Annotated in this window: 9 protein-coding genes; 7 read left to right on the plus strand and 2 right to left on the minus strand. The window is 70.2% G+C overall.

What is annotated here, in order from left to right; genetic code table 11:
• Positions 1 to 8: 8 nt before the first annotated feature.
• From HWX25_RS26440 to HWX25_RS26465, 6 genes are all read left to right on the plus strand, one after another.
• Positions 9 to 5,003: a non-ribosomal peptide synthetase gene (locus tag HWX25_RS26440; protein ID WP_175911363.1), complete on the plus strand. Its 4,995-nt coding sequence runs from the start codon at positions 9 to 11 to the stop codon at positions 5,001 to 5,003.
• Positions 4,993 to 6,018, plus strand: coding sequence for a GNAT family N-acetyltransferase (locus HWX25_RS26445; RefSeq protein WP_175911364.1), 1,026 nt, complete (start codon positions 4,993 to 4,995; stop codon positions 6,016 to 6,018). The genes HWX25_RS26440 and HWX25_RS26445 overlap by 11 nt, the downstream gene beginning before the upstream one ends.
• A 34-nt stretch (positions 6,019 to 6,052) precedes the next feature.
• A complete protein-coding gene (locus HWX25_RS26450) occupies positions 6,053 to 7,429 on the plus strand; it encodes a lysine N(6)-hydroxylase/L-ornithine N(5)-oxygenase family protein (RefSeq protein WP_175911365.1) in 1,377 nt (458 codons plus the stop codon).
• Positions 7,430 to 7,475: 46 nt separating this feature from the next.
• Complete coding sequence (locus HWX25_RS26455; RefSeq protein WP_175911366.1) at positions 7,476 to 9,728, plus strand: TonB-dependent siderophore receptor; 2,253 nt, start codon at positions 7,476 to 7,478, stop codon at positions 9,726 to 9,728.
• 86 nt (positions 9,729 to 9,814) lie between these two features.
• Positions 9,815 to 10,654: a formyltransferase family protein gene (locus tag HWX25_RS26460; RefSeq protein WP_175911368.1), complete on the plus strand. Its 840-nt coding sequence runs from the start codon at positions 9,815 to 9,817 to the stop codon at positions 10,652 to 10,654.
• The gene (locus tag HWX25_RS26465; protein ID WP_175911370.1) at positions 10,654 to 11,673 is read left to right on the plus strand and encodes a GNAT family N-acetyltransferase; all 1,020 of its coding nucleotides are present in this window, start codon (positions 10,654 to 10,656) and stop codon (positions 11,671 to 11,673) included. The genes HWX25_RS26460 and HWX25_RS26465 overlap by 1 nt, the downstream gene beginning before the upstream one ends.
• 150 nt (positions 11,674 to 11,823) lie before the next feature.
• Here HWX25_RS26465 and HWX25_RS26470 read toward each other — a convergent pair whose 3' ends face one another.
• Positions 11,824 to 12,729, minus strand: a complete 906-nt coding sequence (locus HWX25_RS26470; protein ID WP_175911373.1) for a nucleotidyl transferase AbiEii/AbiGii toxin family protein — start codon at positions 12,727 to 12,729, stop codon at positions 11,824 to 11,826.
• The gene (locus HWX25_RS26475) at positions 12,698 to 13,765 is read right to left on the minus strand and encodes a type IV toxin-antitoxin system AbiEi family antitoxin (protein WP_175911374.1); all 1,068 of its coding nucleotides are present in this window, start codon (positions 13,763 to 13,765) and stop codon (positions 12,698 to 12,700) included. Before HWX25_RS26475 ends, HWX25_RS26470 begins: the two co-directional genes overlap by 32 nt.
• 367 nt (positions 13,766 to 14,132) lie before the next feature.
• Between HWX25_RS26475 and HWX25_RS26480 the strand changes: the two genes are divergently transcribed.
• The gene (locus tag HWX25_RS26480; RefSeq protein WP_059818211.1) at positions 14,133 to 15,296 is read left to right on the plus strand and encodes a M20 aminoacylase family protein; all 1,164 of its coding nucleotides are present in this window, start codon (positions 14,133 to 14,135) and stop codon (positions 15,294 to 15,296) included.
• Positions 15,297 to 15,496: the final 200 nt, after the last annotated feature.

Raw genomic sequence — 15,496 nt, forward strand, 5'->3', positions numbered from 1 at the left:
GACGACGGATGACGAAGGCTCAACCCGACTGGCTCGCGCTTGCGACGCGTTTCGCGCAATTGCCCGACGCGCAGCGCGCGGTGTTCATCGACAAGCTTGGCGCGGCCGGCATCGATTTCCGCATGCTGCCGATCCCGCCGCGCACGCCGCGCTCCGAGCGCGTGCCGGCATCGTTCGCGCAGACGCGGCTGTGGCTGCACGCGCGCTTGATCGACGCGCCGGACGCCTATCACATCACCGAACGGCTCGCGTTGACGGGTCCGCTCGACGCGCATGCGCTGCGGCTTGCGTGCGATGCGCTGATCGCGCGCCATGAAGCGCTGCGCACGACCTTCGACGAAACGGAAGACGGCGTCGCGCAGACGATCCATCCACCGCTGCGCTGCCCGTGGCGCGAGACCGATCTCGAAGCGTTACCCGACACGCAGCGCGTCGCGCGCGCCGAACGCGTCGCAATGGCCGATGAAGCCGACGCGTTCGATCTCGGCGCGGCACCGCTCGTGCGCGCACACCTGATCCGCTTCGACGCGGCGCATCACTGGCTCGCGCTGACCGTTCATCACATCGTGTCGGATGGCTGGTCGTCGGACGTGATGCTGTTCGAACTCGCGGCGTTCTATCGCGCGTATACGTCGGGAGAACCGGTGCCGCTCGCGCCGCTGCCGATCCAGTACGCGGACTATGCGCTGTGGCAGCGCCGCTGGCTCGATGCGGGCGAGCGCGATCGGCAGCTCGCGTTCTGGCGCGAGCGGCTCGACCCGCAGCGCGGCGTGCTGACGCTGCCCGGCGCGGCCGCGCGGCCCGCGCGCCGCAGCGCGCGCGGTGCACGTCACGTGTTTTCGCTCGACGCGCGCATCGGTGCGCGGTTGCGCGCGTTCGCGGCCGCGTCGGGCGCGACGCCGTTCGCGGTGTTGCTTGCAGCGCTCGATGCGCTGCTCGCGCGTGCGACCGGCGATGCGCGGATCTGCGTCGGCGTGCCGGCCGCGAACCGCGAACGCGCGGAAACGGCGGGCCTGATCGGCTTCTTCGTCAACACGCTCGCGATCGATGTCGACGTGCCCGCGCACGGCGATTTCTCATCGCTGGTCGCACGCACGCAGCGCGCGCTCGTCGATGCGCAGATGCACCAGGACGTGCCGTTCGAGCAGGTCGTCGACGCGCTCGGCGTGCCGCGCAGCGCGAGCCACCATCCGCTGTTCCAGGTGATGGCCGCGTATGGCGAGCGCCGCGCGCTGCCGGCGCTGGGCGCGGCATCGGCAGCCTTGCTGCCGTCCGGCACGCCGTCCGCAAAATTCGACCTGACGCTTTCCGTCGAGGCGACGCCCGACGGCACGTTCGACGCCGCGTTCATCCACGCGCTCGACCTGTTCGACGGCGATGCGATCGCGCGGCTGGCCGCGCGCTTCGTCACGCTGCTCGGCGATGCGCTCGCGCGCCCCGACGTGCCGGTCGGCGATCTCGACTGGCTGCCGGCCGACGAGCGCGCGCAACTGTTCGCGTGGAACGCGCCGGCGGGTGCGGCCGAAGCCGAACCGTTCATCTCCGTGCACGCGCGCATCGCCGCGCATGCGCAGGCACGGCCCGACGCACGCGGTGTCGCCGACATCGATCGCGCGCTGACGCGCGGCGAGGTCGACGCGCGCGCGGCACGCGTCGCGCGCAACCTCGTCGCGGCCGGCGTGCGGCCTGAAATGCGCGTCGGCGTCGCGCTGCAGCGCTCGGTCGACCTGCTGGTCGCGCTGATCGCGGTGCTGAAGTCGGGCGCCGCGTTCGTGCCGCTCGATCCGGCCCATCCGCGCGAACGCCTCGCGCAGATCGTCGGCGATGCGGGCATCGCGCACGTGCTGACCGACGGCGCGAGCGCCGCCTCGCTGCCCGAGCTGCCGGCGCTGCGCGTCTGGCGCGCGGACGAAGTCGACGCACTCGACGAAGCCGCGGACGTCGCGCTGCCGGACGTGCTGCCAGGTCATGCGGCCTACGCGATCTACACGTCGGGCTCGACCGGCAAGCCGAAGGGCGTGATCGTCGATCACGCGGCGTTCGCGCGACATTGCGTGGCGATCGCCGAGCGCTACGGCGCGGGCGAGAACGACGTGTTCCTGCTGTTCCAGTCGGTCAACTTCGACGGCGCGCACGAAGGCTGGTTTTCGCAATACCTGTCGGGCGCCGCCGTGTCGGTGACGGCCGACGTGCTGTGGCCGCCCGCGCAGACCTGCGCGATGATGATCCGCGACGGCGTGACGATGACCTACGTGCCGCCCGGCTGCGCCGCGCAGCTCGCCGAATGGGCGCTCGCGCACGGCGCGCCGCCGACGCTGCGCTCGCTGACCGTCGGCGGCGAAGCCACGTCGCGCGAAGCGTTCGCGATGCTGCGCCGCGCCATGCCGAACGTGCGCGTGGTCAACGGCTACGGCCCGACCGAAACCGTGATCACGCCGACGCTGTGGATGTTCCGCCCCGGCGACGATCTCGCGAAGCTGGGCGACGCCGCGTATCTGCCGATCGGCACGCTGGTCGGCGCGCGCACCGCGCACGTGCTCGACGCGCGGCTGCATCCGCTGCCGGTCGGCGTGATCGGCGAGCTGTACCTGGGCGGCGAGGGGATCGGCGTCGCGCGCGGCTATCTCGATCGTCCCGCGCTGACGGCCGAGCGCTTCGTGCCCGATCCGTACGGCGCGCCGGGCGCGCGCCTGTACCGCACGGGCGACCTCGTGCGGCGTCGCGCGGACGGCGTGTTCGACTTCATCGGCCGCGTCGATCATCAAGTGAAGCTGCGCGGGCTGCGCATCGAGCTCGGCGAGATCGAGGCGCAGCTGGCCGCGCACGATGCGGTGCGCGAAGCGTGCGCGGTCGTGCACGGGCAGGGCGCGCAGGCGCAGCTCGTCGCCTACGTCGAACTGACCGCCGACGCGCAGGCGGCCGCGCAACCGGTCGAGGCCGCGACGCTCGACGCGCATCTGCGCCGCACGCTGCCCGACTACATGGTGCCCGCGCAACTGATCGTGCTCGACGCGCTGCCGCGCAACGCGAACAGCAAGGTCGACCGCGCACGGTTGCCGGCGCCGGTGCGCGTCGAACGCGCATACGAAGCGCCGCACGACGGCGACGAAACCGCGCTCGCGGCGATCTGGCGCGACGTGCTGAACGTCGAGCGCGTCGGTCGCGGCGATCACTTCTTCGAACTCGGCGGCCATTCGCTGGCGGCGGTGCGCGTCGCGACGCGCGTCGCCGAGCGGCTCGGCCGCGACGTGCCGGTGCGCGCGCTGTTCGAAGCGCCGGTGCTCGCGCAATACGCGCGCCAGATCGCCGACGCGCCGCGCGCCGCGCACGCCGGTGCCGCGGCGCCGGGCGTCGCGGTGGTCAAACCCGATGCGCACGGCGTATGGCCGCTGTCGCCCGCGCAGCTCGGCCTGTGGTTCCTGTGGCGCGCGCAGCCGGACAGCGCCGCGTACAACATTCCGGTCGCGCTGCGCGTGCGCGGTCCGCTCGACGTCGACGCGCTGCGTGCGGCGTTCTCGGCTGCGGCGGCCGCTCATCCGGCGCTGCGTACCCGGCTCGTCACGCGCGACGGCATGCTGCCCGGCCAGCGGATCGATGCAGACGTTTCCGTCGAAATGCCGCTCGTCGATTTGTCGGCACGGCCCGAAGCGCTCGCCCGCGCGGCGGCGTTGACCGACGCCGATGCGCTCGCACCGTTCGATCTCGCGGCCGGTGCGCCGCTGTGGCGCGCGCGCGTGCTGCGGCTCGGCGCGGACGATCACGTGCTGTCGGTGACGATCCATCACATCGTGTCGGATGGCGAATCGATCGAGCTGTGGCTCGACGCGGTGCGTGCAGGCTATGTCGCGTTCGTGCGCGACGAAGCGGAAGCGGTATCGACACCGCCTCACGACACGTCGCTCGCGCTGCCCGCGCCGTGCCACCCGGCCCGCGTCGCGTACTGGCGCGACGCGCTGGCCGATCTGCCGCCGCCCGTACTGCCGCAGCGCGCAGACGCGCCGGCCGTCCCGCAATGGCGTGCGGCGCGCGTCGCGTTCGAATTCGACGCATCGCTGATCCGTGCCGCGCGCGCCGCGGCGTCCGCCGCGCACGCGACGCTGCCGATGCTGCTGCACGCGGCGCTCAACACCGCGCTGTTCCGCGTGACCGGTGCGGCCGATCAGCCGGTCGGCGTGCTGGCGTCGACGCGCGAGCTGACGGGCGACGCCGCGCGCGATGCGCTCGGTCTCTTCATCAATTCCGTGGTCGTGCGCACGCGGCTCGACACGTCAGCCTGCCGCTCGGACGTGCTCGCGCAGGTGCGCGATACGGCGCTCGCCGCGTATGCGCACGCCGACGTGCCGTTCGCCGACGTCGTCGTCGCGCTGCGCGCGCCGCGTGCCGCAAACGCCAATCCGCTGTTCCAGGTGATGTTCAACTACCTGCGTCCGACCGGCGCCGCCGCGCGCGATTGGGCCGGCCTGTCGCTCGCCGGGTTCGACGACGTGCGTCATCGCGTCGTGTTCACGCTCGAGCTGGACGTCGTCGAGCATCCGGACGGCCGCGTGAGCGCCGCGTTCTCGTATGCGGACGAACTGCTCGACGGCGATTTCGTCGATGCGCTCGTCGACCTCTATCACGACGAAGTCGCGCGTTTCGCCGGTGCGCCGGAAGCGGCGCTCGGCGCGCCCGACGCGTTGTTCGCCGCGTCGGCGGCGGTCGCAGTCGCGCCCGCCGGCAGCGCGGCGACGCGCGTCACGGCGGCATCGCGCGCGCCGGACGCCGCAGCCGCGCTCGCCGCGCTGTGGTCGGACACGTTCGCGACGGCCGCGCCCGCGCCCGATGCCGATCTGTTCGAAGCCGGCGCGACGTCGTTCGACGTCGTGCGCTTCGTCGACGCGGCCCGCCGCGCCGGGCACGCGCTGACGGTGGCCGACGTATTCGCGTCGCCGACGCTTGCGGCGCTCGGTGCGCATCTCGATGCGTCGGCCGAAACGGAGCAGGAGGTGCGCGATGCTGGCTGAAGTGCGTCCGGATGGATTCACGATGCCGGACACGTGCCGTCTCGCGTTCGCGGACGGCCTGTTCGCCGCGCGCGACGACGCGGAGATCCGCGTCGCGCAGGGCGACGGCATCGGCGCGCAGTTGCTGCGCGCGCAGCTCGCGGACGACGGCACGCTGCGCCTCGTCGCATACAACCATCGCGCGGCGCCGGGCGACCAGCGCCGCGCGTTGCTGGCCGCGCTCGCCGCCGCGTTTTCCGACGACGCGCGCCGTGCGGCGATCCGGCTCGACCCGGCCGCGTGGCCGGCGGTCGCGCTCGACGCGCTGCGCGCGAGCGGCGTGCTCGCCGACGGCGGTCTGTGCATGCGCGAAGGCTGGGCGCAGCAGGCCGATCTGTGGCGCGTCGGCACGCCGCTGCCATGCGCGACGCTGCCGATGCTGACCGACGGCCGGCGGCATCCGCGCCGGCCGCCCGCGCCGCGCGGCGACGTGTATGCGCGCGACCTGCCTGCACTCGGCGTGCGTTTCACGCTGCGCGACTGGCAGCCGGGCGAGGACGCCGCGCGCCTGGCGCGCTGGTTCGACGAGCCGCGCGTGCGCGACGGCTGGCCGGGCACGCAACCCGGCGTGGACGGCACGGCGCCCGATGCCGATCCGCACGTGAGCCCGCTCGTCTGCTGCTTCGACGGCGAACCGTTCGCGTACGTCGAGGCGTTCTGGCTGAAGGAAGACCCGCTCGCGCCGCACGTCGGCGCGCGCGATTACGACCGCGGGCTGCGGATGCTGGTCGGCGCATCGCGCTGGCGCGGCCCGCATTGCGTGGCGGGCTGGCTGCCGTCGGTCGTGCATTACCTGTTCCTCGACGATGCGCGCACCGAAGCGGTCGGCTGCGCGGTCCCGGCCGGCCACGCGCGGGTCGTCGACACCCTCGCGCGGCACGGCTTCGCGCGGCAGCGCCGCCTGGCGCTCGCCGACGGGCAGCCGCTGTGGATGCGCACGCTGCGCGAGACCTTCTTCTCCGGCCGTCACGTCTGACGGGCCGGATTCACCGACAAGGGAGCTGAGAGACATGCAGAGAGAAACCGTATTCGACCTGATCGGCGTCGGCTTCGGGCCGTCGAACCTGGCGCTGGCCGTGCGCCTCGCGGAACGCAACGGCACGCGTCCGTTCGCGCATTGCTTCGTCGAACGCCAGCCGGAATTCGGCTGGCATCGCGGCATGCTGCTCGACGACTGCCGGATGCAGATCTCGTTTCTGAAGGATCTCGTCACGATGCGCGATCCGAAAAGCCGCTACACGTTCATCAACTACCTGTTCGAACGCGGCCGGCTGAACGAATTCGTCAACCTGAAGAACTTCTATCCGACTCGCGTCGAATTCCACGACTACCTGAGCTGGGTCGCCGACGCATTCGACGAGCACGTCCATTACAACGAAACCGTCACGGCGATCGAGCCCGTGCGCGGCGACGGCGCGCGGATCGACGCGCTGCGCGTGCTGTCGCGCGACGCGGCTGGCCGCGAGCGCCAGCGCGTGACGCGTGCGCTGTCGGTCGGCGTCGGCGGCACGCCGGCGGTGCCGGACGCGTTCGCCGCGCTCGGCCGCGATCGCGTGATCCATTCGTCGTCGTACCTGACCGACATCGACCGGCTGGTCGCCGCGCCGGACGGCGAGCGCCGCCGCGTCGCGGTGATCGGCGCGGGGCAGAGCGCGGCCGAGGTGTTCATCGACCTCGCGCGCCGTTTCCCGCACGTCGACGCGAGCCTCGTGATGCGCGCGGGCGCATTGAAGCCGGCCGACGACAGCCCGTTCGTCAACGAGATCTTCAGCCCAGAATTCACCGACGTCGTCTATGCGCAGCCGCACGACGCGCGCCGCGCGCTGCTCGAGCGCTATCGCGACACCAACTACGCGGTGGTCGATCGGCCGCTGATCGAGCAGATCTACGAAATGCTGTACCTGCAGCGCATCGACGGCACGCCGCGCCATGCGCTGCTCGCGAACAGCGCGATCGAGGCCGCGGTGCGCGCCGGCGACGGCCGCATCGAGCTGACGCTGCGCGACCGGATGAACGGCGCGACGCGCGTCGAACGGTTCGACGCGCTCGTGCTCGCGACCGGCTACCGGCGCGACACGCATTCGGCGCTGCTCGAAGGGCTCGAGCCGCATCTGGGCGATGCGCTCACGCGCGGCGACGTCACGCGCGACTACCTGCTCGCGACGCCCGCGCACTTCGCGCCGCGCATCTACCTGCAAGGCTGCTGCGAAGACAGCCACGGCCTGTCCGACACGCTGCTGTCGGTCCTGGCGCGCCGCGCGGACGAGATCTGCGCGTCGCTCGAGGAAGGGATCGCGCCCGCCCGTGACGAAGGCGCGGACCGGGCACTGCATGAACAACGACATCAAGACGGGGCGAGCGCGGGCCGCATGGCTTTCGCTCTTTGACAAAGGCGCGGTCGGAGACCGCATCAAAAAAGTGGAGCAGAGAAAGATGGAGTGGGCAACAGGCACGCGTGTGCGTGCGATCGCAGCCGCGGCGAGCGTGGCGTTCGGGATGGCGGCAGGGCACGCAACCGCCCAGACGGCGCCAGCCGTGAACGCAGGCGCCGCGGCGTCGGGCGGCAATGCGCAGAACGGTGCGGCGGTCGGCGCATCGGCCGGCGCGCAGAACGGCTCGACATCCGGCACGCTGCCGGCGATCAACGTCAACGCGGGCTCGGAGGGCGACGGCACGGTCGGGCTCGTCGCGAAGCGCAGCAGGACCGGCACCAAGACCGATACCGCGCTGAACGAGATTCCGCAGACGATCAACGTCGTCACCGCGCAGCAGATCGAGATGACCGGCGCGACCGACGTGAACGCGGCGCTGCGCTACGTGCCGGGCTTCTCGTCGTACGGCTCGGACAACCGCTCCGACTGGTACGCGGCGCTGCGCGGCTTCACGCCGACCGCGTACGTGAACGGCCTGCAGGTGCCGAACACGCTGAACCTGTCGAGCTGGCGCGTCGATCCGTACATGATCGACAGCATCACCGTGCTGCGCGGGCCGACGTCGGTGCTGTACGGCGCCGGCGACCCGGGCGCGATCATCGACGTACAGACCAAGACGGCCGACGGCGAGCGCGTGCGCGAAGCCGGCGTGCAGTTCGGCAACTACGCGCGCAAGCAGTTCATGATCGACGTCGGCGACAAGCTCGACGCGGACGGCAAGTACGCGTACCGGTTCGTCGGCGTCGCCCGCGACGGCAACGCGCTGACCGGCCCGAACAACGACCAGCGCGTCGCGCTCGCGCCGTCGTTCCGCTGGCGCCCGGACGCGGATACGTCGCTGACGCTGTCCGCCACGTACCTGCAGGACTGGGGCGACATCTCGTCGAACTTCCTGCCGGCGCAAGGCACAGTGCTGCCGAACCCGAACGGGCAGCTCGACAAGGACGTCTACGGCGGCGACCCGGATTTCAACTACTACCGCAAGAAGCAGTGGTCGCTCGGCTACCAGTTCGAGCGGAACCTGAACCCGATGTGGACGTTCCGCCAGAACGTGCGCTGGATGCACCTGTCGCTCGACAACGGCTCGGTGTTCGGCGCGGGCTTCGCCGACGGCAGCCTGACCGACATCAACCGCTGGGCCGGCGTGTTCCAGACGAACTACAGCCGCTTCGACATCGACAACAACCTGCAGGGCCGCTTCGGCACGGGGCCGCTCGAGCACACGCTGCTGCTCGGCTTCCAGTACAACCGGCAGACCGCGACCGATAGCGAATGGCTGGCCGCCGCGCCGACGCTGAACATCTACAACCCGGTCTACACGCCGGTCACGCTGTCCGTGTTCTCGCCGCCGAACACCACGTATCGCACCAACACGTACACGACGATGAACACGTTCGGGCTGTACGTGCAGGACCAGGTCAAGTGGAACCGCTGGACGCTGACGCTCGGCGGCCGCGAGGACTGGGTCAACCAGCGGATGGACGACCGCGCGGGCGGCACGCAGTCGAAGGCCGACGTCACGGCGTTCACCGGCCGCGTGGGCCTCACGTACCAGGGCGACTACGGGCTGTCGCCGTACGTCAGCTACGCGACGTCGTTCAACCCGCTGATCGGCGTGAACCTGTACGGCGGCGGGCTGCCGCAGTCGACGCGCGGCAAGCAGATCGAGGCCGGCCTGCGCTGGCAGCCGCCCGGCAAGAACCTGATGCTGAGCGCGGCGATCTACCAGATCAACCAGACCAACGTGCTCACGGCGACGCCGCTCAATCTCGATCCGTCCGGCACGACCTTGGTCCAGACCGGTGAAGTGCGTTCGCGCGGGATCGAGCTGAACGCGACCGGCAAGCTCACGCGGAACCTGTCGCTGATCGCGTCCTACGTCTACCAGGACGTGAAGAACGTGAAGGCCAACGACGCGTCGCTGAACAACTGGCCGGTCGACATTCCGCGGCCGCGCCAGATGGCGTCGCTGTGGGCGGACTGGACGTGGCACACGGGGCCGCTCACGGGCTTCGGCCTGGGCGGCGGCGTGCGCTACCAGAGTGCGTCGGCCGGTGCGGCGGACAACTCGCTGACGGTATCGAGCTACACGCTGTTCGACGCGGGCGTGCATTACGACACGCGCAACTGGCGCTTTGCCGTGAACGGGACGAACCTGTTCAACCGCCATTACATCAGCGGTTGCCAGTCGACGAGCGTCTGCGTTTTCGGGACCGACCGCACGGTGATCGCCACCGCGAAATACAACTGGTGACGCCGCGCGCCGTGGCGCGCCGGCCGGCCTTCGGGCCGGCGCGGGCGGGCCGCGGCGCCGTCGTCCGCTTTTTCCACGACGCCTCCATGCCGAAGAAAAATCTCGTCTACATCCAGTCGCTGCGCAACGGCGCGGCCGATCGCGCCGGCCAGCCGGTCGCTTACCAGGGCGGCACGCGCTACATGAAGGCACCGCTCGAATTCCTCGTCGAGCGTCTGAACGACTCGCCGCTCGGTGAACGCTATGCGCTCCAGGGCGTGATCGTCGACGACGACGAAGGCTCGCCGGCCGACCGCGCGAAGGTTGCCGACTACGGCTTCGCACGCACGCCCGGCCGCCCGTGGATCCTGCCCGACGGGCTGACCGTGCAGGGCAGGCCGGTCGACGAACTGTTCTGCACGATTGCGTCGACGTACCGCCGGCTGCCACGCGATGCGCGCGAGCGCCTGACGGCCAAGCAGGCGTTCGAGCGCCGCCTGCTCGAACGCCTGCTCGAACTCGACGCCGACGTGGTCGTGCTCGACGGGCTGCTCGTGATCCTCGACGAGCTCGTGCGTCCCGGCGCGCGCTTTCATCGCCGCATCGCGAACATCCACCCCGGCATCACGGCCGACGATTCGCCGTACCAGCGGCGCGGTGCGTGGGCGACGCTCGACGCGCTGCACGGCGCGCGCGGCGAACGGGTCGACTGGGCGAGCGGCGCGACCTCGCGCGTCGAAGCCGTGGCGATGACGGGCGCATCGTTTCACTACGTCGACAACGGCATCGATTCCGGTGAAGTGATCTGCGACGTGCTCGACACGCCGATCGCGCCGGACGACACGATTCTCGAACTGCGCTGGAACAACTTCCAGCGCAGCCTGTTTCCGGCGCTCGAGCGGGGGCTGCACATCCTCGCCGATCGCCACGACGCGGGAGCACTGTGATGGAAGACACGCTGACGAAACCGGCCGACAAGGAAGCGGACGCCGTCGAAGGCGAGGTGGCCGCGGCACTCGACGGCGCCGCGCACGGGCAGGAGCCGCCCGCCGCCGAGCGCACGCTCGACGCGTGGCGGCCCGACGATGCGCCGGCCGCGCTGCTCGCGGAGTTCGTCGCGCTGTTCAACACGGACACGCGGCACGATGCGGCGACGGTGTCGGTGCCGCACGGCGGCGCCGATCCGGCGGCTATCGCGTCGTACGTCGCGCGCGCGGTGCGCGACGGCGTGATCGACGACGCACGGATCGTGGGCGACCGCCTGCACCTCACCGCATCGCGCGCGACGTTCTGGCAGAATCCGCGGCCGTGGCTGAAGGCGCCCGCGTCGGGCGGGATGCCGCTGCGCTACACGATCACGAACGGCCACCGGCATCCGGTGCGGCCGCCGTCGCCGGCCGGCGAGATCTATGCGCGCTACATGCCGCAGGTCGGGATGACGTTCAGCCTGCGCACCGTCGACATCGATGCGCATGCGCAGTTGTTCAGCGACTGGATGAACCTTGATCGCGTCGCGCATTTCTGGGACCAGCGCGGCACGCTCGACGAGCACGCCGCCTATCTCGCGGAGCGGCTCGCCGATCCGCACATGCATCCGATGATCGGCTATTTCGACGATACGCCGTTCGGCTATTTCGAGTTCTACTGGGCGAAGGAGGACCGCCTCGCGCCGTTCTACGACGCGCATGACTTCGATCGCGGGCTGCATCTGCTGATCGGCGATTCACGCTTCCAGAGCGCGGGCAAGCTGCATGCGTGGTGGAGCGGGGTGCTGCACTACATGTTCGTCGACGAACCGCGCACGCAGCGGCTCGTCGGCGAGCCGCGCGTCGATCACGTGCGGCATATCGCGTACATGCACCGGCTCGGGTTCTACACGCTGAAGGAGTTCGACTTCCCGCACAAGCGCGCGGCGCTCACCGTGATGGAGCGCGAAACATTCTTCGACACGTTCCGGTTGCCGTGACGAAGCTTGCGGAACGCGTGACGGCGTTTGTCGCACGGCTGGAACCACGGTCGCGAATTCAGTTGCGGCGCGGGGTCGTCACTCGGAGACCGGGCGGGCCCGGCGCAGGGCAGTGAATGCGCGATGGCGTTGCGGTCGCGCGGCCGCACGTCACGTCCGGGGAACGGGCGAATCGGTGAGAAAAGCGTCGCGGAACGCGTCGAGATACCGGTCGGCGTCATCGTTGAATTCGCCCGGCAGCAGCGCGAACGCGCGGGCCTGCAGATCCTGCCGGAGCGTTGTGTAGATCGCTGCGTCGGATAGCAGCGCGCGGATCGCATCGTGCGTTTGCGGCGAAGCAATCCGCCTTGCATCGCGCGCCAGCAGCGCGGCCGCGGCCAGCTCAGGCTGGAAACCGTGCTGCTCGAGCAGGTCGGGCGCGACGTCCCAGATACGCTCGCGATTACCCGCGTCGTGAAAATGCGTGAGCAGGAACAGCAGGTCGTACGCGTCGCTGTTCTGGCGTGCGCGCCGGTCCTTCCACGCGAGCAGCTTCAACAGCGCCAGGGCCGGCAGGCTCGCCACCGGCACCGCGATGCCGGCCGCGATCGACACGACCAGCGCCGTATCGACCGCCTCCTGAAAGCCCAGCACGTTCAGCACGAAATCGCCGCCCGGTGGCCACGCGATTTCGCCGGGGGGCGCCTCGAGCGGCCCGAACGGCACGAGATCGAGCTCCGTGCGAAAGCCTTGCGTGCCGCTGTCGAACAGCAGTTTCTGCTGATGCTTCGGCGCGCGTGCGAATTGCTCCGTCGCGACGAGGGCGTCGACGAGCCGTTCGTGAAACGGCCAGCTCACCGCGCACACGGCGACGTCGACGTCCCGCGTCGCACGCACCGGCCGGATGCCGTGGACATGCCACATCAGGATGTCGCGCGCGGTTGCGCCGGCGACGACGAATGCCGCGTCGAGCTGCGCGCAAGTCGTACGGACCGCCTGCAGCAACGCGACCGCCGCCGGTTCGAGCGGCCGGCGCGCGTCGACTTCAAGCGGGCGGGTGGGCGAGGTATCGGTCATGGATGTGTTCGGCGGCGGCAAGATTGCGGCTGTCTCCGGACGAGACGAGATCCGCGTAGATCAGCAGCGGCGGCACGAGCGGCACGTCCTGCTCGCGCCAGTCGAGCGCCGGCGACGGCGGCCAGAATGCTTCGAGCAGCTCGACGTCGCCGCGCTCGTCCGGGCGCAGGCGCGCCTGGAGCAGCAGGCGGTTCGACACGGCGCCGTGCGTATAGACGGTGACCGCGGCCGGCTTCAGGTCGTGCGTCAGCAGGTCGGCCGCGGGTTCGCCGCCGAGCCGCGCGTCGAATGCCGCGAAATCGAAACCGCGCCACCAGTCGGGCGCGAGCGCGGCAAACCGCCGGCTCGGCAATTTCGCGCGCAGGCGGCTCGGGTACAGCGCGACCCATTCCTGCACGAAGCGTGGCCAGTCGGTAAACGCGCGCGCGCCGTTGCGCCGCTGCGCGATGAGGCCGCGTGCGATCAGATCGTCCATCGCGAGATTGACCGTGCCGAGCGCGACGCCCGACGCGGCGGCGATCGCACGGAGCGGTTGCGCGACGAGGCCCGGCTGCGTCGCGAGCGCGAACATCACGGCGAGCCCCTTGGGCGTCGTCGCGCGCGATGCCTGCCGGCGTGGCGTGCGTGCAGGTTTCGGCCGGCCGGAGATCATCACGGTCGCCTCCGGCTGGATCAGGCATGCGTTGCCGGCGGTATCGATGAACGGGATGTCGTGCTCGATCAGGCGGGCGGCCAGGTCGGCCGAAAAATACGGCGCGACCAGCATCAGCGGCCGCTCGGCGGACGTTGGAGGCGCGCGGCGGCGTAACGCGGCGAGCGCGCCGTGCAGCGATTCGACGCCGACGCTCACCGCCACCGGCATCTCGAATGTTTGCCCGGCAATGCCGAAGCGGATCATCGCGTCGGCATGCGCGTTGTATGCGGCCGGCACGCGCACGGGCCGGGCGTCGAAGCGCCGGGTCGCGCGTCCGAACGCGGCACAGGCTTCGTCGAGCACGTGCTGTTCCGATATCGGCAGGATGGCGTTCTTGGGCATCGGGGTGGATCGCCTGTTCACTTTTTCACGAGCGTACACAAAAAATGTACGGCCGTCAAAAAATGAACAAATATCCTCAACCCATTGATGTGACGGAATTATTCCGGAATGACGAACGGCAATCAACACGCCCTCCCACCTGAAAAATCGAGACGGAACACGCAGTGTCGCGAATCCCGATCGCAGGCGGCAGTCGCCCGAATGGCCGGTTTCCTTCCGCCGTACGATCCGTCGCGCATTCGTCGCGCGCCACGACGATCGACAGGCAACTCCTGGTTGCTGCCGTGACGACTTTCTGTCTGTCCGGTTGCCGCTCAACCGACTATCCTTGCCTGCACCTTCCCCACGAAACCCAGGAGACGACACCGTGACGCACAGCGTGATCCCCGCAGGCCTCGCCGACGAAATGATCGAGATCCGGCACCGCATTCATGCCCACCCCGAGCTGGGTTTCGAGGAATTCGCGACGAGCGACCTCGTCGCCGGGCAGTTGCAGGCGTGGGGCTATACGGTGCATCGCGGGCTCGGCGGCACGGGCGTCGTCGCGCAACTGAAGGTCGGCAACGGCACGCAGCGCCTCGGCCTGCGCGCCGACATGGACGCGCTGCCGATCCACGAATCGACCGGCCTGCCGTACCAGAGCACGATCCCCGGCAAGATGCACGCGTGCGGCCACGACGGCCACACGGCGATGCTGCTCGCGGCCGCGAAGCACCTGGCGCGCGAGCGCCGCTTTTCCGGCACGCTGAACCTGATTTTCCAGCCGGCCGAGGAAGGGCTCGGCGGTGCGAAGAAAATGCTCGACGACGGGCTGTTCGAGCAGTTTCCGTGCGACGCGATCTTCGCGATGCACAACATGCCGGGCTTCCCGACGGGCAAGTTCGGCTTCCTGCCGGGGCCGTTCATGGCGTCGTCGGATACCGTGATCGTCGACGTGCAGGGGCGCGGCGGCCACGGCGCGGTGCCGCACAGGGCGATCGACCCGGTCGTCGTGTGCGCGCAGATCGTCGTCGCGCTGCAGACGATCGTGTCGCGCAATGTGTCGCCGCTCGACATGGCGATCGTCACGGTGGGCGCGATCCATGCGGGCGAGGCGCCGAACGTGATTCCCGACCGCGCACAGATGCGCCTGTCCGTGCGCGCGCTGAAACCGGAAGTGCGTGACCTGCTCGAGACGCGCATCAAGGAAGTCGTTCATGCGCAGGCTGCAGTGTTCGGCGCGACCGCGACGATCGACTACCAGCGCCGCTACCCGGTGCTCGTCAACGACGCGCAGATGACCGCGTTCGCACGCGGCGTCGCGCGAGAGTGGGTCGGCGAGGCGAACCTGATCGACGGGATGGTGCCGCTCACCGGCAGCGAGGATTTCGCGTTCCTGCTCGAGAAGCGGCCGGGCTGCTACCTGATCATCGGCAACGGCGACGGGGAGGGCGGCTGCATGGTGCACAACCCCGGTTACGACTTCAACGACGCCGCGCTGCCGACCGGCGCATCGTACTGGGTCAAGCTGGCCGAGACGTTCCTGGTGTGACGCCGCGGCGCATCGACGCGGGCGCGGCTGCCCGGTACGCGCCAACACGGCCGTGAAACCGGGCGCGCGGGATGCAGTACTTTCCAAAACCAAAAGGAGCCTGGCGGGAGCGGAGTACTTGGAGCTGGATGGTCGTTAAAGGAAGCTGCATTTTAGGGTACGGGGAGTCTCGGTTGCGAAGGGGAAGCCGTGAAGGGCGT

Origin of the sequence: Burkholderia sp. BCC1640 (genome assembly GCF_902833125.1) — a bacterium.
In the GTDB taxonomy this organism is placed as follows: domain Bacteria; phylum Pseudomonadota; class Gammaproteobacteria; order Burkholderiales; family Burkholderiaceae; genus Burkholderia; species Burkholderia diffusa.